Annotated in this window: 21 protein-coding genes; 10 read left to right on the top strand and 11 right to left on the bottom strand. The window is 72.6% G+C overall.

Going from position 1 to position 19,914, the window contains the following annotated elements; translation table 11 throughout:
• The first annotated feature begins 11 nt into the window (after positions 1-11).
• Positions 12-818, top strand: coding sequence for an alpha/beta hydrolase family protein (locus tag AB0F15_RS17185; protein WP_360270936.1), 807 nt, complete (start codon positions 12-14; stop codon positions 816-818).
• Here AB0F15_RS17185 and AB0F15_RS17180 read toward each other — a convergent pair.
• A complete protein-coding gene (locus AB0F15_RS17180) occupies positions 743-2,194 on the bottom strand; it encodes a M17 family metallopeptidase (protein WP_360270934.1) in 1,452 nt (483 codons plus the stop codon). The two genes, AB0F15_RS17185 and AB0F15_RS17180, sit on opposite strands and share 76 nt — an antisense overlap.
• A gap of 90 nt (positions 2,195-2,284) precedes the next feature.
• Positions 2,285-2,452, bottom strand: coding sequence for a DUF3117 domain-containing protein (locus AB0F15_RS17175; RefSeq protein ID WP_013222969.1), 168 nt, complete (start codon positions 2,450-2,452; stop codon positions 2,285-2,287).
• A 198-nt stretch (positions 2,453-2,650) separates the two neighbouring features.
• Here AB0F15_RS17175 and AB0F15_RS17170 point away from each other — a divergent pair, with 198 nt between their 5' ends.
• Entirely contained in the window at positions 2,651-3,445 is a 795-nt protein-coding gene (locus tag AB0F15_RS17170; protein ID WP_360270932.1) for an enoyl-CoA hydratase-related protein, read from the top strand.
• A gap of 21 nt (positions 3,446-3,466) precedes the next feature.
• On the opposite strand, the gene AB0F15_RS17165 is transcribed toward AB0F15_RS17170, so the two are convergent.
• From AB0F15_RS17165 to AB0F15_RS17145, 5 genes are read right to left on the bottom strand one after another with little or no spacing between them, the layout of a single operon-like run.
• Positions 3,467-4,030, bottom strand: coding sequence for a DNA-3-methyladenine glycosylase I (locus AB0F15_RS17165; protein ID WP_360270930.1), 564 nt, complete (start codon positions 4,028-4,030; stop codon positions 3,467-3,469).
• Positions 4,023-4,481, bottom strand: coding sequence for an SRPBCC family protein (locus AB0F15_RS17160; RefSeq protein ID WP_360270928.1), 459 nt, complete (start codon positions 4,479-4,481; stop codon positions 4,023-4,025). The genes AB0F15_RS17165 and AB0F15_RS17160 overlap by 8 nt, the downstream gene beginning before the upstream one ends.
• Positions 4,478-4,801, bottom strand: coding sequence for a DivIVA domain-containing protein (locus AB0F15_RS17155; RefSeq protein WP_360270926.1), 324 nt, complete (start codon positions 4,799-4,801; stop codon positions 4,478-4,480). Before AB0F15_RS17155 ends, AB0F15_RS17160 begins: the two co-directional genes overlap by 4 nt.
• A complete protein-coding gene (locus AB0F15_RS17150) occupies positions 4,798-5,466 on the bottom strand; it encodes a permease prefix domain 1-containing protein (RefSeq protein WP_360270924.1) in 669 nt (222 codons plus the stop codon). Before AB0F15_RS17150 ends, AB0F15_RS17155 begins: the two co-directional genes overlap by 4 nt.
• Complete coding sequence (locus AB0F15_RS17145; protein WP_360270922.1) at positions 5,463-5,780, bottom strand: helix-turn-helix transcriptional regulator; 318 nt, start codon at positions 5,778-5,780, stop codon at positions 5,463-5,465. The genes AB0F15_RS17150 and AB0F15_RS17145 overlap by 4 nt, the downstream gene beginning before the upstream one ends.
• Before the next feature lie 60 nt (positions 5,781-5,840).
• Between AB0F15_RS17145 and AB0F15_RS17140 the strand changes: the two genes are divergently transcribed.
• The 4 genes from AB0F15_RS17140 (at position 5,841) to cydC (ending at position 11,457) form a co-directional block, all read left to right on the top strand.
• Positions 5,841-7,001, top strand: a complete 1,161-nt coding sequence (locus tag AB0F15_RS17140) for a cytochrome ubiquinol oxidase subunit I (protein ID WP_360270921.1) — start codon at positions 5,841-5,843, stop codon at positions 6,999-7,001.
• Between the two features lie 3 nt (positions 7,002-7,004).
• Positions 7,005-7,985 (top strand): cytochrome d ubiquinol oxidase subunit II, encoded by a 981-nt coding sequence (locus tag AB0F15_RS17135; protein WP_360270919.1) that lies wholly within the window; start codon positions 7,005-7,007, stop codon positions 7,983-7,985.
• 9 nt (positions 7,986-7,994) lie between these two features.
• A complete protein-coding gene (cydD, locus tag AB0F15_RS17130) occupies positions 7,995-9,551 on the top strand; it encodes a thiol reductant ABC exporter subunit CydD (protein ID WP_360270917.1) in 1,557 nt (518 codons plus the stop codon).
• A gap of 283 nt (positions 9,552-9,834) precedes the next feature.
• Entirely contained in the window at positions 9,835-11,457 is a 1,623-nt protein-coding gene (gene cydC / locus AB0F15_RS17125; RefSeq protein ID WP_360270915.1) for a thiol reductant ABC exporter subunit CydC, read from the top strand.
• Here cydC and AB0F15_RS17120 read toward each other — a convergent pair.
• On the bottom strand, positions 11,393-12,298 hold the full coding sequence (locus AB0F15_RS17120; protein ID WP_360270913.1) for a glucosyl-3-phosphoglycerate synthase: 906 nt from the start codon (positions 12,296-12,298) through the stop codon (positions 11,393-11,395). The genes cydC and AB0F15_RS17120 overlap by 65 nt on opposite strands.
• A 51-nt stretch (positions 12,299-12,349) precedes the next feature.
• On the opposite strand from AB0F15_RS17120, the gene AB0F15_RS17115 reads away from it, so the two are divergent.
• Positions 12,350-13,024, top strand: a complete 675-nt coding sequence (locus AB0F15_RS17115; protein WP_360270911.1) for a lysophospholipid acyltransferase family protein — start codon at positions 12,350-12,352, stop codon at positions 13,022-13,024.
• Between the two features lies 1 nt (position 13,025).
• Here the strand turns inward: AB0F15_RS17115 and AB0F15_RS17110 are convergent, their stop codons facing one another.
• Positions 13,026-13,748, bottom strand: a complete 723-nt coding sequence (locus AB0F15_RS17110) for an SDR family oxidoreductase (RefSeq protein ID WP_360270909.1) — start codon at positions 13,746-13,748, stop codon at positions 13,026-13,028.
• A gap of 70 nt (positions 13,749-13,818) precedes the next feature.
• Here AB0F15_RS17110 and AB0F15_RS17105 point away from each other — a divergent pair, with 70 nt between their 5' ends.
• Positions 13,819-14,652, top strand: coding sequence for a LysR family transcriptional regulator (locus AB0F15_RS17105; RefSeq protein ID WP_360270908.1), 834 nt, complete (start codon positions 13,819-13,821; stop codon positions 14,650-14,652).
• Here AB0F15_RS17105 and AB0F15_RS17100 read toward each other — a convergent pair.
• Both AB0F15_RS17100 and AB0F15_RS17095 read right to left on the bottom strand, forming a co-directional pair.
• The gene (locus tag AB0F15_RS17100; RefSeq protein ID WP_360270906.1) at positions 14,630-15,214 is read right to left on the bottom strand and encodes a TIGR00730 family Rossman fold protein; all 585 of its coding nucleotides are present in this window, start codon (positions 15,212-15,214) and stop codon (positions 14,630-14,632) included. The two genes, AB0F15_RS17105 and AB0F15_RS17100, sit on opposite strands and share 23 nt — an antisense overlap.
• Positions 15,214-15,999, bottom strand: coding sequence for a TIGR00730 family Rossman fold protein (locus AB0F15_RS17095; protein WP_285482659.1), 786 nt, complete (start codon positions 15,997-15,999; stop codon positions 15,214-15,216). The genes AB0F15_RS17100 and AB0F15_RS17095 overlap by 1 nt, the downstream gene beginning before the upstream one ends.
• Before the next feature lie 233 nt (positions 16,000-16,232).
• Between AB0F15_RS17095 and AB0F15_RS17090 the strand changes: the two genes are divergently transcribed.
• Positions 16,233-17,507 (top strand): helix-turn-helix domain-containing protein, encoded by a 1,275-nt coding sequence (locus tag AB0F15_RS17090; protein ID WP_360270904.1) that lies wholly within the window; start codon positions 16,233-16,235, stop codon positions 17,505-17,507.
• A gap of 273 nt (positions 17,508-17,780) precedes the next feature.
• Positions 17,781-19,799: a M4 family metallopeptidase gene (locus tag AB0F15_RS17085; protein WP_360270903.1), complete on the top strand. Its 2,019-nt coding sequence runs from the start codon at positions 17,781-17,783 to the stop codon at positions 19,797-19,799.
• Positions 19,800-19,914: the final 115 nt, after the last annotated feature.

Below are 19,914 nucleotides of genomic sequence, written 5' to 3'. Positions count from 1 at the left end.
CCGGAATGGGTATGACGACGTTTCTGCTGGTACACGGGGCTTGGCACAACGGACAGGCCTGGGAGCGGGTGATCCCGTTCCTGGAAGCGGCCGGCCACCGGGTGTTCGCGCCGTCGCTGACCGGCTACGGCGACAAGGCACACCTGCTGAGCCCGGAAGTGGGCCTCGACACCCACGTCGACGACGTCGCCGGGCTGATCGAGGACGAGCGGCTCACCGACGTGGTGCTCGTCGGTCACAGCTACGCCGGGCTGGTCATCTCGTCGGTGGCGAACCGGCTCCCCGAGCGGATCGCGCACCTCGTGTACCTCGACGCGATGGTCCCCGAAGACGGCGAAACCGCGGTCGACGTCATGCCCTTCACCAAGGCGCTCATCGATGCGGCCGTCGACGGCTGGCGGGTTCCGCCGTTGCCGGAGCAGCCGGCGCCGCTGGGTCTGTTCGGGGTCACCGATCCCGCCGACGTCGCCTGGCTGCGCTCGATGCTGTCGGACCAGCCGGTGGAGTGCCTCCGGCAGCCCGTGCGGCTGGACGACCCGGCCGTGCACGCGATCCCGCGCACGTACATCCACTGCGTCGGCGGGCGGCCGGAGGGCATCACCCGGCGTCCCGTCCCGGCGGGCGCGCGCGTGCGGGAACTGCCGACCGGTCACGACTGCATGATCACCATGCCCGCCGAGCTCGCCGCGCTGCTCGCCGAGACGACCCAACCCAGCGAGATAGGCCAACCCGGCGAGACGGCTCAGTCCAGCGAAGCCGCCAGCTCCACCAGGGTCCGCGCCGCGAACCCCGTCGCCCCGGGGACCACCTCGTCGTAGTTCTTCTCCGACCGCGCCGGGCCCGCGATGTCCAGGTGCGCCCACGGCAGGCCCGAAGTGAACTCGCGCAGGAACAACGCCGCCGTGATGCCGCCCGGCCCGCTCGGTGTCTGCCGGACGTCACCGAACTCGCCGCGGACGTTCTCCGCGTAGTCCTCCACCAGCGGCATCCGCCACCACGCCTCGCCCACCCGGGCACCCGCGGCGGAAACCCGCGCGGCCAGGTCGTCGTCGGACGCGAACAACCCGCCCGTGCGCAGCCCGAGCGAAACCTTCATCGCGCCCGTCAACGTCGCCGCGTCGACCACGTAGTCGGGGGTGAAGCGCCGGATCCCGTAGACGAGCGCGTCGGCCAGGACCATCCGGCCCTCGGCGTCCGTGTTCCCCACCTCGGTGGTCTTGCCGCCGTAGTGCCGGACGATGTCGCCCGGCCGGTACGACGAACCCGAGACGTGGTTTTCCGCGCAGGGGACCAGTGCCGTCACCCGGACCGGCAGCCCGAGGGCCGCGATGGCGCGGGTCGCCGCGATCACCGCCGCGCCGCCCGCCATGTCCGTGCGCATCAGGTGCATGCCGTCGGCCGGCTTGATCGACAGGCCGCCGGTGTCGAACGTGATGCCCTTGCCCACCAGCAGGAGGTGCTTCACCGCGCCCGACGGCCGGTACGCCATCTCGATCAGCCGCGGAGGCTGCGCCGAACCGCCGCCGACGGCCAGCACACCGCCGAAACCCTCCGCCGCGAGCCACTTCTCGTCCCGCACCGTCACCTCGACGGCCGGGCCGGCCACCCGGGAAGCGGTGTCCGCCAGCCAGGCCGGGGTCTTGACGTTGGACGGCGTGTTCGCGAGGTCGCGCGTCAGCGCCGTCGCCGCGGACAACACCGCGGCGCGCTCGACCAGCGCAGGCAGCGCGGGGTCCGCCGCCACGAGCCGCACCGTCCGCACCACCGGCTTCGGGTCGTCGCCGGACACCTTGTACCGGTAGCCGCCGAGCAGCAGCCCCAGCACCAGCTCGGTGACGTGCTCGCCGGAGGCCTCTTCGGGCAGCTCGAGCTGCACCGCGCGGAACGCCTTGCTCCCGCGCTCGACGTCCTCGGCCAGTGCCGCGTTCACCGCCCGCACCAGCGCAGCGCCGGTTTTGCGGTACTCCTTCGGCTCACCACCGCCGAGGCCCGCGATCCAGCGGGGACCGTCGCCGGGGACCGTCTGCACGTCGCCCGCTTTGCCGGTGATCCGGACGCCCTCGATCTCCAAGGGCTCGACGTCATCGTTGTCGGGCGCGGCCACGAGCCGGGCCGTCGGGACGCCGCGGCGGAGCTCCCCCGCGACCTCGATGTCGAGCAGGGTAACCGGAACGGGCGGTAGCGGATTACGCACAGTGAGCAACCTTCGGGCGCTGAGGAACCGCGACCCCGGCCTCCGAAGGGAGACCGGGGTGCGACGGAAGGACGGATCGAGGGGGCCTGCTCAGCCGGTGACCTCCGCCAGTGCGGCGCCGAGGTCCTTCGCTTCTTCCGCGGAGAGTTCGACGACGAGTCGCCCACCACCCTCGAGCGGTACGCGCATCACGAGGCCCCGTCCCTCCTTAGTCACTTCGAGGGGACCATCTCCGGTCCGGGGCTTCATGGCCGCCATAGCGTGCTCCCTCCGTCTCAACCGGCGCGCCCGGGTCGCGCTCGCGTGAAAGCCAGCCGGGTCTGCTGTCCATTGTCCCTCATCAGCGGCCGGGCGCATCAGCGGACCGATCTTTTGCCACGGTATCGGTGCTGGTATGCGGCCCGCACGAAGTGAAAGACTCTCGGCCGACCGAAGTTTTCCGCGCAAGGAGAAGACGTGACCACATCCGACGTCCTGTTGACCGCCGACGCCGACGGGGTGCGCACCCTCACCCTCAACCGGCCCCAGGCGTACAACTCGCTGACCGTCGAGCTGAAGGAAGCACTGCTCGCGGCGCTGCGCGAGGCGGCGGACGACGAGGGAGTCCGCGCGGTCGTGCTGACCGGTTCGGGCAAGGCGTTCTGCGCCGGGCAGGACCTGAAGGAACACGTGGGGCTGCTGCAAGCGGGTGACCCGGCCCCGCTACACACCGTGAAGCAGCACTACAACCCGATCGTCCGGACGATCGTGGCCATGCCGAAGCCGGTCATCGCCGCGGTCAACGGCACCGCCGCCGGCGCCGGAGCCGCCTTCGCCTACGCCAGCGACCTGCGGATCGCGGCCGAGTCGTCGTCGTTCCTGATGGCGTTCGCCAACGTCGGGCTGGGCCCGGACTCGGGCGCGTCCTGGACGCTGCAGCGGCTGGTCGGCTACGGCCGCGCGGCCGAGCTGATGCTGCTGGCGCGGACCGTCGACGCGGCCGAAGCGCTGCGGCTCGGCCTGGTCGGCGAGGTCGTGCCGGACGAGGAACTCGCGGCCCGCGCCCAGAAGGTGGCGGCCAAGCTCGCGGCCGGCCCGACCGTCGCCTACGCGAAGATCAAGGGCGTGCTCACCTTGGCCGCGCAGTCGACGTTCGACGAAGCGCTGGAAGCCGAGGACGCCGCCCAGGCCGCGCTCGGCGAGACCGCCGACCACGCCGAAGCCGTCGAAGCCTTCGTCGGCAAGCGCAAGCCGGACTTCCAGGGCAAGTAGCCGTCGGGGCTGCTTCCGGGCTCAGGCCGCCCGGAAGCAGCCTTTGACGTGGTCGTCGACCATGCCCGTGGCCTGCATCAGCGCGTAGCACGTCGTCGGACCGAGGAAGACGAAGCCGCGCTTCTTCAGCTCCTTCGCCATCGCCTTCGACTCGTCCGTGATGGCCGGGACGTCGGCCATCGTCCGCGGACGCCGCTGCGACGCCGGCGCGAACGACCACAGCAGGTCGTCCAGCGGGGTATCGAGCGAAGCGATCGCCTGCGCGTTCTTGATCGCGGCCAGGATCTTCGCCCGGTTCCGCACGATGGACGCGTCCTGCATGAGCCGCTCGACGTCGGCGTCGCCGAACTTCGCGACCTTCGCCGGCTTGAACTGCTCGAACGCCTTCCGGAAGCCTTCGCGCTTGCGCAGGATCGTGATCCACGACAGCCCCGACTGGAACGACTCGAGGCACAGCCGCTCGTACAGCTCGTCCTGGCCGTGGAGCGGGACGCCCCACTCCTTGTCGTGGTACTCGGCGTAGTCCGGGGTCGAGTTGCCCCAGCTGCACCGCGAGACGCCGTCGGCGCCGATCAGCTCACTCATTCCCGCCCACCGAATAGTTCTCCGCGAACCGCGCGAACCGCCGCAGTGACTGGCGCACCCCCAGCGCGAACGCCGGCCGGACCAGGGGCCAGCCGAGCCGCCCCAGCGGCCCGAACGGCAGCCGCAGGTGCTCGGCCCAGACGAACGTCGAGAGTGTCGCGCCCTTCGCCACCACCTGGAACGTGCCGGTTCCCTGGACCAGGCTGCCGAGGTGCCGGACCCCGCACCGCACCGGCGGCTCCCAGCTGGTGATCTCCATGGTGTCGGTGAAGCCGATCCCGGCCACGCCGGTGAACGCCGCCAGCCGCGACCCGACGCTGCGGCCGTTGCCCTCGACGACCTCGACCTCGGTGCCGAGCATCCACTCGCCCTGGCGCGTCCAGTCCGTCAGCGCGAGCCAGGTCGTCCCGGCCGGGGCGCGGACCTCGACCGAGAGGATCAGATCCGTCACGGCGCGGCCTCGGGCGAGGTCTCCCGCTCGCGTTCGCGCTGCTCCAGCTCGGCGACGCGGGCGCGCAGCTCGTCCAGCTCGACGCCGAGCCGCCGCAGCACCCAGTCCACTTCGGACATCTTGTAGCCACGCAGGACCAGCTGGAAGCGGACGTCGGCCAGGTCCTCGCCGGTGATGTCCTCGGCGGGCAGCCGCGTCGGCGAACTGCCCGGCGGCAGCGGCGCGAGCTCCTCACCCCGGCCGAAGATCACCGAGGCGAGCAGGAACACCACGGCCGCCACCAGCAGCATGACTACGAGGTAGATCAGCGCGGTCGTCACGCGACGATCGTGGCATACCCACCCCAGGATCGTCTCGCGAGCACGACGAGCCGGAGCGAAAGCAGGACCCAGGCGATCATCAACACCGCACACGGAACGCTCAGGAACAGCCGGGAGACGTCGACGAAACCGGTCGAGCCGATCAGCAGGCCGACCGAGGCCAGGTTGATGCCGACCGCCAGCGCGATCAGCAAGCCGCTGAACCGGGCCAGCCGCACGGCGTCGAGGCGGCGGCTGAGCCGGCGGGTGGCGATCAGCGCGAGCACGCCGATGACCGGCACGACGAACACCGCGCCGTGGGTGGTGTGCGCGACGACGCGATACCACTCCGGGGTCGTGGTCGGCAGCTGCGTCCAGGCGCCGTAGGTGAGGATCCGGGCGTAGTCCCAGGACGCCTGCATCAGCGGCACGCCGATGACGAGCTTCCACAGCGTCCGGACGCCGCTGAGCATGCCCAGTTCGGCCTGGTAGCCGCGGGCGACGACGGCCGCCGGGCCGAAGTCGGCGACGGCGCGGCGTTCGGCCTCTTCGTCGTCCCACCCGCCGGCGCGGTAGGCGTCGGCGGCGTCGGTCAGGCCGTCGCGAGCCTCTTCGAGGAGGTCGGCCTTGAAGCGGCCGCAGCCGTGCAGCCGCTGGTCGAGGTCGGCCAGGTACCCGTCGATCATGCTTCCAGCACTCCCCCGATGACGGCGGTGAACTCCCGCCACTCGGTGCGTTCGGCGGCCAGCGCCTGCTCGCCGGAGCGGGTGAGCCGGTAGGTGCGCCGCTTGCGGCCGGACACGACGTCCCATTCGCTGGCCAGCCAGCCGGCCCGCTCGAGCCGGCGCAGCGCCGGGTACACGGTGCCGGTCGGCAGGTCGAGCGCCCCGTCGGTGCGCAGCTGGAGTGCCTCGATGATCGCGTAACCGTGGAGTTTCCGGCCGTCGAGCACGGCCAGCAGCAGCGCGTCGAGGTGCCCGCGCAGGGTGTCCGCCTTCATGAGTACACAGACTACACCTCGGCTGGCTACATGTAGACAGGCTACGTGTAGCCTGCCTACATGAACGCTCTTCCGATCGCGAGACTCCAGTTCGCGACGACGACTTCGTTCCACTTCCTGTTCGTGCTGCTCACCCTGGGCCTGGTCACCTTGGTGGCGGTGATGCAGACGCGCTGGACGCTCGGCGGCAAGGCCGAGCTGCTGCGCATGACGCGCTTCTGGGGGCGCCTCTACGTGATCAACTACGCGCTGGGGATCGTCACCGGCATCGTGATGGAGTTCCAGTTCGGACTGACCTGGACCGGCCTCTCCGCCTTCGCCGGCGACGTCTTCGGAGCGCCGCTGGCCATCGAGACGCTGGTCGCGTTCTTCCTGGAGTCGACCTTCCTCGGCCTGTGGATCTTCGGCTTCGGGCGGTTGCCCAAGGCGCTGCACTTGACGCTGATCTGGCTGGTCACGCTGACCGCGTACGCCTCGGCGCTGTTCATCATGGTGGCGAACTCGTTCCTGCAGAACCCGGTCGGCAGCCATGTGGAGGGCGGCACGCTGCGCCTCGACGACTTCGGCGCGCTGTTCACCAACCCGGCACTGGTCGCGTCCCTGCCGCACGTGCTCGGCGCCGCGCTGGTGACCGGCGGGTTCTTCGTCGTCGGCGTCAGCGCGTGGCACTTCCTCAAGCGCACCACCGAGGTGGAGTTCTTCCGCCGGTCGATGCGGCTCGGCGTGGTGACCGCGCTCGCCGGCTCGATCTTCGTGGTCAACCAGGGCTTCGCGCAGTTCGGCGAGCTGAAGAAGTACCAGCCGGACAAGCTCGGCATGGGCGCCGTCGGGATGCCGCTGGGCGCCATGATCGGGCTCGGGTTCCTGATGTTCGCCTGCGCGATCCTCGGCACGCTGCTGCTGATCCGGGACCGGCTCACGAAGGCCCGGTTCCTGCACTACCTGATGGTCGCGGCGATCCCGCTGCCGTTCGCGGCCGCGATCCTCGGCTGGCTGGTCCGCGAGCTCGGCCGCCAGCCGTGGCTGGTCTGGGGGAAGCTGCGCACCGCCGACGCGATCGCGGGCGTCCCCGCCGGCCAGATCCTGTTCTCCTTCATCGCTTTCTCACTGCTGTTCGCCGCGCTCGCGGTGGCCGACTGGGTGCTCATGGCGCGGGTCGCCAAGCGCGGCCCGGACCCGGTCGGCGAGCCCGCCGAGCTGCCCGTCCTGAGCGGAGTCTGACCGATGGCGACCTTCTGGTGGTGCGTGCTGGGCCTGCTGACCTGCGGGTACTTCGCGCTCGCGGGCTACGACTACGGCGTCGGCATGCTGCTTCCCGGGTTCGAAGCCGGCGAACGGAGGCGACGGCAGACGCTCGGCGCGCTCGGGCCGTTCTTCCTGGCCAACGAGGTGTGGCTGGTGGCGGCCGTCGGCCTGCTGTTCGGCGCGTTCCCGCACCTGGAGGACAAGGTGTTCGCCGGGGCGTACGTCCTGGTCGTGACGCTGCTGCTCGGCCTGGTGACGTTCACGGCGTCGATGCAGCTGCGCAGCCGGCGCCCGGACGCGCGGCGCGGTGCCTGGACGGCGGGCATCGTCGGCGGTGCACTGGTGACGGCGCTGTCGTGGGGCCTGTTCCTCGGCAACCTGGTGCTCGGGCTGCCGCTGTCCCCCGACGGCGCGCCGACGGTGCTCGCGCTCTTCGGCCCGTACGCGGTGCTGTGGGGGCTCGGGTTCGTCGCGCTGTTCTGCCTCCAGGGTGCGGCGTTCCTGGCCGTGCGGGCGCCGGCCGAGCTGACCGGCCGGGCGGTGCGGCTGGCTCGCGCTTTCTCCGCACCGGTGTTCGGGTTCCTCGTGATCGCCGCGGGGTGGGGCTTCTGGGCGCTCGACGACGTTTCCGGGCTCGGGGTGGTGGTGGCCGCGGTGGCCTTCGCGGCTTTCGCCGTCACCCGCATCGGGCTGGCGGTGCGGCGGTACCGGGTCGCGCTGGCCGGGTCGATGGTGCTCTCGGCCTGTCCGGCGCTGCTCGCCGGCACGGTGCGCTTCCCGGCCGTGCTGGTGTCGTCGCATTACACGCTGACCGTGGACCAGGCCGCGACGGCGCCGGAGACGTTCGCGGTGCTGGCCTGGTTCGCGCCGCCCGCGGTGCTGGTGCTGCTGGTGGTGCAGTGGCTGACCTGGCGCGGGCACCGCCACCCCGTCGACCAGCGCTCGCTGCTGCACTTCTAGGGGGACGCCGTGCCTGCTCTGCCCGGACTCCGGCGGTACCTCTCCGCCTTGGGCTTGCTCGGGGTGCTGACCGCGTTGTCGGTCCTCCTGCAGGCCGAAGGCTTCGCCACCCTGCTCACCGGCGGCGGCGTTTCGCTGTTCCTGATCGTGGCCATCGCCGCGCGGGTGCTGCTTTCGGGCAGCCACGGTGTCCTCGGTGGACGGTTCGCGGCGTCGGTGCGCGCCGGGCTGCGCCGTCGGCTGCTCGGCTCGTCAGCGGACCGGGCGGGTGTCGTCGCGACGCAGGTGACACGCGGGGTCGACGCGACGGACAGCTACCTGACCGGCTACCTGCCGTCGCTGGTCGTGTCGGTGGTCGTGCCGGCCGCGGTGGTCGTACGGCTGTGCACGACGGACCTGGTGTCGGCGCTCGTCGTGGTGGCCACCCTGCCGCTGATCCCGGTGTTCGCGATCCTGGCCGGGAAGCACACCCGGGCTTCCGTCCAGTGGCAGCTGCTGACGAAGCTGGGCGGCCACTTCCTCGACGTCGTGCGCGGGCTCGGGACGCTGAAGGTGTTCGGACGGGCGGAGGCGCAGGCCGCCACGGTCCGTTCGATGGCTTCCGCCCACGCCGACGCGACGATGAAGACGCTGCGCGTGGCGTTCCTGTCGGCGCTGGTGCTGGAACTGGTGGCGGCTCTGTCGGTAGCGCTGGTGGCGGTGCCGATCGGCTTCCGGCTGCTTTCGGGGAGCCTGGACGCCCGGACGGCGCTGCTGATCCTGCTCCTGGCCCCGGAGGCGTACTTGCCGCTGCGGGCGGCGGGGACGAAGTTCCACGCGGCGGCGGAAGGGCTGGCCGCGTTGCGGGAGGCCCTCGCCGTGCCGGTGGTGTCCGCTCGTCCGGCGGTGGTCACCCGGCGGCGGGGGGCGCCTTCCCTGGTCCTGGAGCGGGTTTCGGTTTCCCACGACGGCGTTCCCGCTTTGTCCGAAGTGGACCTGTCGGTGCCCGCCGGTGCGCGGATCGCCTTGGTGGGGCCGAGCGGGTCGGGGAAGAGCACGCTGCTGGCGGTGCTGCTGGGGTTCGTGACGCCCGGTTCGGGGCGGGTGCTGGTGGACGGGGTGGACCTGCGGTCGCTGTCGCCCGCCGAGTGGCTGGCCGACGTGGCGTGGGTACCCCAGCGGCCGACGTTGTTCCGGGGATCGCTGGCCTCGAACATCTCCCTCGGCGTTCCGTCGGCGGACGTTCCCGCGGCGGCCCGGGCGGCGGCGCTGGACTCCGTGGCGGCGAGCCTGCCGGACGGGTTCGCCACACCGGTGGGCGAGCTGGGCGAGGTCCTGTCGGCGGGCCAGCGCCAGCGGGTCGGCTTGGCGCGGGCACTGGCCCGGACGTCGGCGGGACTGGTGCTGCTGGACGAGCCGACGGCCCGGCTGGACTCCCGGACGGAATCGGCGGTGCTGTCGGCAACCCGCCGGCTGCTCCCCGGGCGGACGGCGGTGCTGGTGGCCCACCGCCCGGCGATGGTTTCCCTGGCCGAGCACGTGGTGGAACTGCGCGGCGGCCGGGTCTTCACCGAGGCGGTGGCGTGATGTCGAGTTCGCCATCCACAGGGCTGTGGCGGGCCTCCGCCGGAAGGTCGCGAACGCCCCACTCGGCGCATGAGGACGCAAGCTGGCGAATCCGCGTGACTCACCGCTCGCCGGTGCAGCCAACTCACCACCCGCAGCAGCCAACTCACCGCCAGGAACGCGGGCGTATCGGCGTCCAAGGCGGTGAGTTGGCCAGTCCGGGTGGTGAGTCGGCCGCTGCGGACGGTGGTTTGGCCGCACACGACGGCTCGAATTCCCGAACCACACCGTGCGACGTCCGCCCATGACCGATTCGCCACGCGCCAGGGCTGCGCTGGAAGTCTGGGGTGTGTCCACAAAGGACCTCCGTCGACTCCTCCGCGCCGCGCTCCTCGGTGCCGGGGCCGAGCTCGCCGCCCTCGCTCTGCCGGCCACCGCCGCCTGGCTGCTGCTGCGGGCCGCCGAACGGCCTCCGCTCGCGGCCCTCACCGTCGCCATCGTGGCCGTCCGGACCCTCGCCCTTCTCCGCGGTGGCCTGCGGTACGCCGAACGGCTCGCCGGGCACGAAGTCGTCCTGCGGTGGCTCGGCACCCTCCGCACCCGCGTCTACCGGGCCCTCGTGCCCGGCTCGCAGTACTCCGGCGGTGACCTCGTCACCCGGCTCGTGTCCGATGTGGACGCTCTGCAGGACGCCGTCCTGCGGTGGCTGCTGCCCGCCGGGGTGGCGGCACTCGTCGGGGGTGCCGCCGTCGCCGCCACGGCCGCCGCGTCGGCACGAGCCGCCGTCGCGCTCGCGGGCGGGCTGCTCGTCGCCGGCGTGGTGCTGCCCTGGCTGGTCGTCCGCGTCACCGGTGCCGCGGCCCGGGAAGCCGCGCCGAACCGGGCCGAGCTGGCCGAACGCGCCGTCGAACTCGTCACCGGGCACCGGGAGCTCGTCGCCGCCGGGGCACTGGCCGGGCACCACGCCCGGGCGGCCCACGTCATCGACGCGCTCGCCGACGGCGAGCGGCGCACCTCGGGCCGGTCCGCCCTGCTCACCGCCGCGGGGGTGCTCGTCCAGCTCGGCACCACCGTCGCCGTCGCCCTGCTGGCCGGCGCTTCCCGGCCGTGGACGGCCGCGCTCACCCTGGCCGCCCTGACGGCGTTCGAGGTCGTCCTTCCGCTGGCCGGCGCGGCCCGGCGGGTACCGGAGATCCGCGCGTCCGCCGCCCGGGTGCGGGCCGTCCTCGGCACCCCCGCACCCGCGCCCGGCCACCGGGAAGCCCGGACCGGGCACTTCCGGCTCGAGCGGGCAGGCGTCCGGCATCCGGGCCGGGCCCCGGCGCTCCGGGACATCGACCTCGACCTCCCGCCCGGCAAGCGCGTCGGCATCCTCGGCCCCAGCGGCGCCGGCAAGACCACCCTGCTCCGCCTCCTGCTCGGCAGCGAAAAGCCCACGGACGGCCGGGTGACCCTGGACGGCCACCCGGTCGGCGAGTACGCCGACCTGCCGAAGATCATTTCGGGCGCCGAAGCCGACGCCCACGTCTTCCACACGACCGTCCGGGAGAACCTGCTGCTCGCCAAGCCCGGGGCGAGCGACGCAGAGCTGCGAGAAGCCTGCGAGACCGCCGGGTTCGACCTGGAGCTCGACCGCGACACCGGCCCGGACGGCGAAGCGCTGTCCGGCGGTCAGCGGCAGCGGCTGGTCCTCGCCAGGGCGGTGCTGGCGGCACCGCGGGTCCTGGTGCTCGACGAGCCGGTCGAAGGCCTCGACCCGGCCCACGGCGACGCCGTCCTGGCCGAAGTCCTCGCGAAGGCGAAAGGCAGCGTCGTCCTCGTCACCCACCGTCCCGAACACCTCGACGGCTTCGACGAGGTGCTCACCCTCGAGGACGGGCGAGCACTTCCCGCATCGGCGGCCGGTCGGCGACCCGCACGTCCGTGACGTCCGGCAGCCACTCCCCGTCCACCTGCACGAACTGCGTGAACGGCGCGGCAGCGTCCATCGGGACGCCGCAGCGGTCCAGTGCCGTGCCGAGGATCTGGCGGGACATCACGCCCAGCTGGGCCAGCGACCGGTTCCGGTGCTTGCGGACGCCGAGGTTGACCTGCGCGAGCGCGTCGAGCCCGTAGCGCGCCTCGGCGTCGAGCAGCAGCCCGATCTCGACGCCGTACCCGGCGGCGAACGGCACCGATCCGAGGAACTCGCGCGTGCCCGCGTACTCGCCGCCGAGGGGCTGGATCAGCCCGCCGAGCGCGGGGCGCAGCGCCGAGAGCACCGGCCGCGCGAGCAGCTCGGTGACGCGCCCGCCGCCGCTGCTCTCCAGCCGCAGCGGACGGCGGTAGAAGCCCTTGACCAGGTGGACGCCGGTTTCGGACACCAGCGGCCCGAGCAGCGACGGCACGAACGCCGGGTCCGGGTCGATCAGGTCGGAATCGAGGAACACGACGAAGTCGCCGCTGGTCGCGGCCAGCGAGCGCCACAGCACCTCGCCCTTGCCCGGCACCGGCGGCAGGTCGGGCAGGACGTCCTCGCGGCGGACCACCCGCGCCCCGGCCGCCTCGGCGGTTTCGGCGGTCGCGTCCGTGGAACCCGAGTCCATGACGATCAGCTCGTCGACGACCGAGCCGACCAGCGGCCGCACCGACGCGACGACGTCACCGACGGTCCGCTCTTCGTCCAGGGCCGGTAGCACCACCGAAACCGTCCGGTCACCCTTCGCGGCCAGGATGTCCTCGGGCGTCCACCCGGGCTCCTGCCACGTACGCCGCTCGAACCAACTCACGAGTAACGATCGTGCCATGCTGGGAGCACCGTCACCGAGGAGGAGGACCACTTGATCGCGCTGCTTGTCCGGTTCGTGCTGGGACCGCTGGCCAGGGCGGTGTACCGGCCCGAGGTGCACGGCGTGGAGAACGTGCCGGCCACGGGCCCGGTGCTCCTGGCCGCCAACCACCGGGCGGCCCTCGACACCGGCGTGATCACGTTCGCGACCCCGCGGCAGGTCAAGTTCCTCGGCAAGGCGGAGTACTTCACCGGCAAGGGCGTCAAGGGCAAGCTGATGGCCGGGTTCGTCGGCGGCCTCGGCTACATCCCGGTCGAGCGCGGCAACGCCCAGGCCGGGCTCGCCGCACTGGAGGCGGCCCGCAAGGTGCTCGACGCGGGTGGCGTCTTCGCGATCTACCCGGAAGGCACCCGCTCGCTGGACGGCCGGCTGCACCGCGGCCACACCGGCGTCGCGGCGCTGGCCCTGGCGACCGGCGCGAAGGTGGTGCCGGTCGCACTGACCGGCACCGAAAACCTCCAGCCGAAGGGCGCCCGCATCCCCCGCCCGGCCAAGATCGGCATCACGTTCGGCAAGCCGCTGGACTTCTCGCGCTACGAAGGCCAGGACTACTCGCCGGCGATCCGCCGGTCGGTCACCGATGAGGTGATGTACACGATCCTGGAGCTCTCGGGCCAGGAGTACGTCGACACCTACCACAAGCGGCCGAGCGAAGGCGTCGCCTGAGTCACCAGGGCACCGGGCCTTCGTCGTCGACGAAGGTGCCCGTCGGGCCGTCCGCGGGAATGGTCGCCATCCGCACGGCCGCCACCGCGCCCTGTGCGGGTGTGCGGTGGCCGGAGTGGCCGTTCAGATCGGTGGCGCAGTACCCCGGGCAGACGGCGTTGACCAGGATGCCCTCGTCCCGCAGCTCCCGGGCGTACTGCAGGGTGAGGGAGGTCAACGCGGTCTTCGAGGGGGTGTAGCCCGCCGAAATGGGCAGCTGGGCGGCCAGCTCCGGATCGGCGTTCCTCGCGAGTGAAGCGGCGCTGCTGGAGACGTTGACGATGCGCGGCGCGGCCGAGCGGCGCAGCAGCGGCAGCAGGGTGTTCGTGACGGTGACGACGCCGAAGACGTTCGTCTCGAAGATCGCGCGCAGGACGCCGAGGTCGGCGGAGCCGGGGCGCTGGTGCGCCAGGTCGGAGCCCGGCGGGCGGCTGATGCCCGCGTTGTTGACGAGCACGTCGAGACGGCCGTAGCGGGCTTCGAGGGTGCCGGCGGCCGCGGCGGCCGACACCGGGTCGGTCACGTCGAGGACCACGGACTCGACACCGAGTTCCTCGGCCGCCTGCTTGCCGGCCCCGGCGCTGCGAGCGCCGATCACGACGGTGTGCCCGAGGGCGGCGAGCTGCGCGGCGATCTCCCGGCCGATGCCCTTGTTCGCGCCGGTGACCAGAGTGATTTCGTTCATGGCTCCAGCACACCAGCGGGGTGGCCGCGCGAGCCAACACCGGTGCCGCATCGGCCGATACCCTGGCGCTATGGAGACGCGGGAGCTCGCCTACTTCGTCGCCGTCGCCGAGGAGCTGCACTTCGGCCGCGCGGCGCAGCGGCTCGGCATGGCGCAGCCCCCGCTGTCCCGGGCCATCCAGCAGCTCGAACGGCGCATGGGCGTGCTGCTGCTGGAACGCACGAGCCGCGGGGTGAGCTTGACGCCCGCGGGTGCGGTTTTCCTTGCGGAGAGCCGCAAAGCGCTCGACGCGGTCGACGCCGCGGTCCGCCGGGCGCAGCGCGCGGGGCACGAGGTGCCGCGGCTGCTGGTGGCGATGAAACCGGACGGCGACGCGGGCCTGCTGGACCGGATCCTGCCCGGCTACCGGGCCGACCCGGACGCCGTCGACGTCGAAATCGTCGTGGGCGGCATCGGCGAGCAGGCCCGGATGCTGCGCGACGGCCGCGTCGACCTCGCGTTCCTGCACGGACCGCACGACGACCTCGCCGGGTTCGACACCGAGCTGCTGCTCGAACAGGACCAGGTGGCGATGCTGTCGCGCGGCCACCGGCTGGCCGGCCGGGCCGCGCTGGCGCTCGCCGACCTCGAGGGCGAGCCGCTCCCCCGCTGGCCCGGCAGCGACGTCGCCGGCCCCGAGATCCGCGACCCGGGGCAGCTGCTGCAGCTGGTCGCGCTGGGCCAGGTCGTCGCGGTGGTGCCGGAGTCGGCTCGGCGGCACGCGCGGCCGGACGTGGTCTGCGTGCCGGTGCTCGACGCGCCCCGGACCTCGGTCCTGCTGGCGTGGCCGGACCGGACGCGGTCGCGGGCGGTGGCCGCGTTCGTCCGGGCGAGCACCGACGCTAGCTCCCCGGCACTTCCTTAGCCCACTTCGGCGGGGCCGGCGGCTCGTACGACTCGAACTTGTCCAGCAACGCGGCCGGGTCGGCGTCGGTGAGCAGGAGCTGCCGGTAGCCGGCGTCGAGGAAGCCTTCGGTGACCATGTGGTCGGCGAAGGTCAGCAGCGGGCCGTAGTACCCGTCGACGTCGACCAGGCCGATCGGCTTGCCGTGCAGGCCGAGCTGCGCCCAGGTCCAGACCTCGAACAGCTCTTCCAGCGTGCCCGCACCGCCGGGCAGCGCGAGGAAGCCGTCGGACAGCGCCGCCATCTTGGCCTTGCGCTCGTGCATGTCCGCGACGACGTGCAGCTCGCTCAGCCCGGCGTGCGCGATCTCGACGCTGGAAAGCGCCTCCGGGATCACGCCGATCACCTCGCCGCCCGCAGCCAGTACGGCGTCGGCGACCACGCCCATCGTGCCGACGCTCGCACCGCCGTACACGAGCCCGATGCCGCGCTGGGCCAGCAGTTTCCCCAGCGCGGCCGCCTGCTCGGCGTAGCGCGGGGAGAAGCCCATCGACGATCCGCAGAAGACACAGATCCGCCGCATCAGTGCGTGTCCTCCCAGGCCTGGTAGGACTCCTGCACGACGCGGACGGCGTCGTCGATGTCGTCGGTGACGTGCAGCAGGTCCAGGTCGTGCGGGCTGACCTTGCCCTCGGCCTGCACGGTCTTGGCGATCCAGTCGTAGAGCCCGCCCCAGTACTCGCTGCCGAACAGCACCACCGGGAACTTCGTGACCTTCTTCGTCTGCACCAGGGTCAGCGCCTCGAACAGCTCGTCGAGCGTGCCGAAGCCGCCGGGCAGGCAGATGAAGGCCTGCGAATACTTGATGAACATCGTCTTGCGGGCGAAGAAGTACCGGAAGTTGACGCCCAGGTCGACCCACGGGTTCAGGCCCTGCTCGAACGGCAGCTCGATGCCCAGACCGACGGAGAAGCCGCCGGCCTCGGCCGCGCCGCGGTTGACCGCCTCCATCGCGCCCGGGCCGCCGCCGGTCATCACGGCGAAGCCGGCGTTGGCCAGCGCGGCGCCGATCTTGCGGCCGAGTTCGTACTCCGGGTGGTCGCGCTTGGTGCGTGCCGAGCCGAACACCGTGACCGCGCGCGGGACCTCGGCGAGCGCCCCGAAGCCCTCGACGAACTCGGCCTGGATCCGCAGTACCCGCCAGGGGTCGGTGTGCACCCAGTCGGTCGGCCCGCGCGAGTCGAGCAGCCGCTGGTCGGTCGTGCTGCCCTGGTCACGGCGGTCGCCGCGCAGCACGACCGGGCCCTTTTGGCGTTCGACCGGGCGCTCGGGGTACTGGCCGTCGGGGAATTCAGACTGTTCGCTCACCACGCCATGCTACGACCTGCCCACCGGCGAGAAGACCAAGAGCGCACGCACGGCGAAGTCGATGACGGGCTCGTTGCCGGGCCGTGAACCCGGGCCGTCGGCGCGGCGGCTTCCCCGGCCGTCGACGGATTCATCCGGACGGGTGCATCCCGGGGCGCTTTCCACAGTGGACAGATCCCACGCCATTGCGCACCACGTCCCCTTCCCCGGCACCGATGACCTACCGTGGGGAGATGACCGAACCGCTCGGCGCCCGGATCCGGCGGTTGCGCGCCGATCGCGGGTGGACGCAGCGCGAGCTGGCCGAGCCCGGCTACGACCGGGGCTTCCTGGCGAAGGTCGAGACCGGCAGCCGGCCGCCGTCGGCGGAGATGCTGGCCTACCTGGCCGAGCGCTTCGGGCTGACCGTCGACGAGCTGCGGTTCGGCCGTCCCCCCGGCGTCGCGGACGAGTTGCGCGCTGCGCTGGACGAGGGCTACCGCGATCTCGAACAGAGCCGGGTCGCCGACGCGGAGGCGCGGTTCGCCGCCGTGGCGAAGCAGGCCGCCGGCTACCACCTCGACGACGTCGAGTGCTACGCGCGGTTCTGCCAGGCCGAGGTGAAGTGGCAGCTCTTCGACGTCGCGGGCGCGCAGGAGGAACTGGAGCACGCGGAGGAGCTGGCGGCCACGGCGCCGCCGTGGCTGCGGGCGATGATCGTGCACCGGTGGTCCGGCTGCCGGTACCTGAGTGGCGACGCGGGCACGGCGATCGCGCGCGTCGAGGCGGAGCTGGCCACGCGGCCGGCCGACCCCGACGCCGAGTTGTGCCTGCTCAGCGCGTTGATCCACCCGTTGATGGAGATGGGCGGCCTGCACCGGGCCCGTCGCGCGGCCGAAGACGGCCGCCGGCTGGCCCGCGCGGCCACCAGGCCGGACTTCGTGGCGCGCTTCCACCGGCAGGCGTCGCAGGTGTGGCAGGCGATCGGGCGCGCGGACCGGGCGGAGCAGGACCTGACGGAGGCCGGCCGTCTGTTCGCCTCGGTGGGGTTCGACCGGGACGCGGCCCGCTGCCGCTGGGCGAAGGGCTACCTGCTGCGCCGGCTCGGCCGCCTCGAGGAGGCGCGGTCGGAGCTCACGGCCGCCCGGGACCAGCTGGCGGCGTTGGGGGCCGGGGAAGGTGTGGCGGGGGCCACGCTCGAGCTGGCCGAGGTCCGGCTCCGGCAGGGCGCACCGGACGAGGCCGCGGCGCTCGTTTCGGAGGTCTGGCCGCTGCTGTCCCGCGACGTCGAGGCCCGGGGCGAAGCGACGGGGCTGCGCGGCCAGATCGCCGAAGCCCGAGGGGACCTGGAGACGGCGACCCGGCTGTTGCGCGAGGCGGCCGGGATCCAGACGGGAGCCTCGCTGCACGGTGCCGCGGTTTCGACGGCCCGGCGGCTCGGCGACGTCCTCCGCCGGCGCGGTCGGCTCGACGAGGCCATCGAGGCCTACCGCCACGGCCTCGACTCGGCCTCGACCACCGGCCCCTGACGGGCGACCCGCGTACCCGGTGCGGACCGGCGGGACCGGTGGTCCGCACCGGGCGAAGTTTCCTACGAAAGTCTGTGAATTGGTTCAGACCAGTCGGCAAAACCGTGGTGAGCTGCGAATTTACCGATAACCGGGAGATCTTCGGGCCGCCGCGCTGGTCCGTTCGGCCCATTGACCGGAACGGGGGGCGGAACCTTTACTCGGACGCGTCCGGGGCAATAACAACAGTTATTCCGCCGGGCACATCTCGTACGGTCCCCGGAAAGGTTTCCCATGAGATCCCCACGAGGGCTGGCGGCGATCGCCGGCCTGGCCCTGACCTTCGCGGTGCCGGCGATCCCGGCCGCCGCCGCTCCCGCACCTCCCGCCGCCACCCCGCCCGAGGCGCTCGCCGCCCGCGCCGCCGATCAGGCCGCCCTCAGCGGCGCCGACCGGCTCGCGAAGGGCGCCGGGGAGGCCTTCGACCGCACCGGGGTCACCCCGGGTGGCGGCGGGCTCTACTACGCGTCCTACCAGCGCACTTACCACGGCCTGCCGGTCGTCGGCGGCGACGCGGTGGTCGTCGCCGACGGCGCCGGGCGCGTCCGCGGCACCGAAGCCGCGCGCACCGCTCCGATCACCGTCGGCACGCGGGCCGGCCTGAAGGCCGAGCAAGCGACGAAGGTCGCCGCCGCGAGGGTGTCCACTGTGGACAGGGTGGACACCCCGAAGCTGGTCGTGCTGGCCGGGGACGCCCCGAAACTCGCCTACGAGGTCGTCGTCAGCGGCCGCGACCACGGCAAACCCACCCACCTGCACGTCTTCGTCGACAGCACCACGGGAAAGATCCTCGACACGCGCGACGACGTCCGCGAGGCCGGCACCGGCAACTCCTACTACGCCGGGACCGTCCCGATCGACACCTCCGGCTCCGGCGGCTCCTACTCGATGACCGACCCCGCCCGCCGCGGCATCGCCTGCGGCCGCGAAGGCGGCTCGATCTTCACCAAGAGCACCAACACCTGGGGCAACGGCTCCGGCACCGATCTCGAAACCGCCTGCGTCGACGCGCTCTACAGCGTCCAGACCGAGTGGAAGATGCTCGCCGCCTGGCTCGGGCGCAACGGCATCGACGGCGCCGGCGGTGGGTTCCGCGCGAGTGTCGGCCTCAACGACGTCAACGCGTACTGGGACGGCTCCTCGACGCACTTCGGACACTCGCAGGACAACCGCCGTCAGGCGACCCCGATGGACGTCGTCGGCCACGAGTTCGGCCACGCCATCTTCCAGACCACGCCGGGCGGTGCGGGCTCGGGCAACGAGAACGGCGGCCTCAACGAGTCCACCGGCGACATCTTCGGCGCGCTGACCGAGTTCTACGCCGACAACCCGGTGGACCGGCCGGACTTCACCGTCGGCGAAGGCGTGAACCTGGTCGGCCAGGGCCCGATCCGCTACATGGACAACCCGTCGAAGGTGGGCGACCCGAACTGCTACTCGGCGTCGATCCCGAGCACCGAGGTGCACGCCGCCGCCGGCCCGCAGAACCACTGGTTCTACCTCCTTTCCCAGGGCAGCGGCGCCAGCCCGACGTGCAACAACTCGACCGTCGCCGGCGTCGGCATCCAGAAGGCCGGCAAGATCTTCTACAACGGTCTGCTGAAGAAGACCTCGTCGTGGAACCACCGGGCGGCCCGCAAGGCCACGCTGGAGGCCGCGGTCGCGCTCTTCCCGGGCAGCTGCACGGAGTTCGCCGCCACCAAGGCCGCCTGGGACGCGGTGAGCGTCGCCGCCGTCAGCGGTGAGCCGACGTGCAGCGGCCAGCCGCCCGCGGGCAACGACTACTCGCTGACGCTGTCGCCGACGTCGGCGTCCGTCCAACCGGGACAGACGGCGACCACCGCGGTGACCACCCGGATCACCTCCGGCACGGCCCAGACCGTGCAGCTGCTGGCGACCGGCCTGCCCGAGGGCACGAAGGCGACCTTCAGCCCGGCGAGCGTCTCCTCCGGCGGAACGGCGACGCTGACCATCACCACCTCGGCGACCACGCCGACCGGCACCAGCCAGGTGACGGTCACCGGTGACGGCACGGACGCCGACCACACCGCGCAGTTCTCGCTGACCGTCGGCACCGGCACCCCGCCGACCGGCTGCGACGGGCTCGCCGAGTGGGACTCCGCCAAGGCGTACGTGCCGAACGACGTCGTGGGCCACAACGGCCACAAGTGGACGTCGCTGTGGTACTCGACCGGGGCCGAGCCCGGCGCGCCCGGCTCGTGGGCCGTCTGGAGCGACGCCGGCGCCTGCTGATCGCGGCCGCGGGGGGGGGGGGGGGGGGGGCGCCCCCCCCCCCCCCCCCACCACCCCCCCCCCCCCCCCCACCACCGACGCGGGCGAGGCGGCGCCCAGCAGGGGCAGCGCGACG

The sequence above is a fragment of the Amycolatopsis sp. NPDC026612 genome, assembly GCF_040638285.1.
In the GTDB taxonomy this organism is placed as follows: domain Bacteria; phylum Actinomycetota; class Actinomycetes; order Mycobacteriales; family Pseudonocardiaceae; genus Amycolatopsis.
Note: the sequence above shows the minus strand (reverse complement) of the source record. Positions and strands in the feature narration are given on the sequence as shown.

Excerpts from the sequence above, each read along its gene's own strand:
- AB0F15_RS17185 (WP_360270936.1), top strand. The coding sequence starts at position 12 with ATGACGACGTTTCTGCTGGTACACGGGGCTTGGCACAACGGACAGGCC.
- AB0F15_RS17175 (WP_013222969.1), bottom strand. The coding sequence starts at position 2,452 with ATGGCGGCCATGAAGCCCCGGACCGGAGATGGTCCCCTCGAAGTGACT.
- AB0F15_RS17165 (WP_360270930.1), bottom strand. The coding sequence starts at position 4,030 with ATGAGTGAGCTGATCGGCGCCGACGGCGTCTCGCGGTGCAGCTGGGGC.
- AB0F15_RS17150 (WP_360270924.1), bottom strand. The coding sequence starts at position 5,466 with ATGATCGACGGGTACCTGGCCGACCTCGACCAGCGGCTGCACGGCTGC.
- AB0F15_RS17145 (WP_360270922.1), bottom strand. The coding sequence starts at position 5,780 with ATGAAGGCGGACACCCTGCGCGGGCACCTCGACGCGCTGCTGCTGGCC.
- AB0F15_RS17140 (WP_360270921.1), top strand. The coding sequence starts at position 5,841 with ATGAACGCTCTTCCGATCGCGAGACTCCAGTTCGCGACGACGACTTCG.
- AB0F15_RS17135 (WP_360270919.1), top strand. The coding sequence starts at position 7,005 with ATGGCGACCTTCTGGTGGTGCGTGCTGGGCCTGCTGACCTGCGGGTAC.
- cydC (WP_360270915.1), top strand. The coding sequence starts at position 9,835 with ATGACCGATTCGCCACGCGCCAGGGCTGCGCTGGAAGTCTGGGGTGTG.
- AB0F15_RS17110 (WP_360270909.1), bottom strand. The coding sequence starts at position 13,748 with ATGAACGAAATCACTCTGGTCACCGGCGCGAACAAGGGCATCGGCCGG.
- AB0F15_RS17105 (WP_360270908.1), top strand. The coding sequence starts at position 13,819 with ATGGAGACGCGGGAGCTCGCCTACTTCGTCGCCGTCGCCGAGGAGCTG.
- AB0F15_RS17100 (WP_360270906.1), bottom strand. The coding sequence starts at position 15,214 with ATGCGGCGGATCTGTGTCTTCTGCGGATCGTCGATGGGCTTCTCCCCG.
- AB0F15_RS17090 (WP_360270904.1), top strand. The coding sequence starts at position 16,233 with ATGACCGAACCGCTCGGCGCCCGGATCCGGCGGTTGCGCGCCGATCGC.
- AB0F15_RS17085 (WP_360270903.1), top strand. The coding sequence starts at position 17,781 with ATGAGATCCCCACGAGGGCTGGCGGCGATCGCCGGCCTGGCCCTGACC.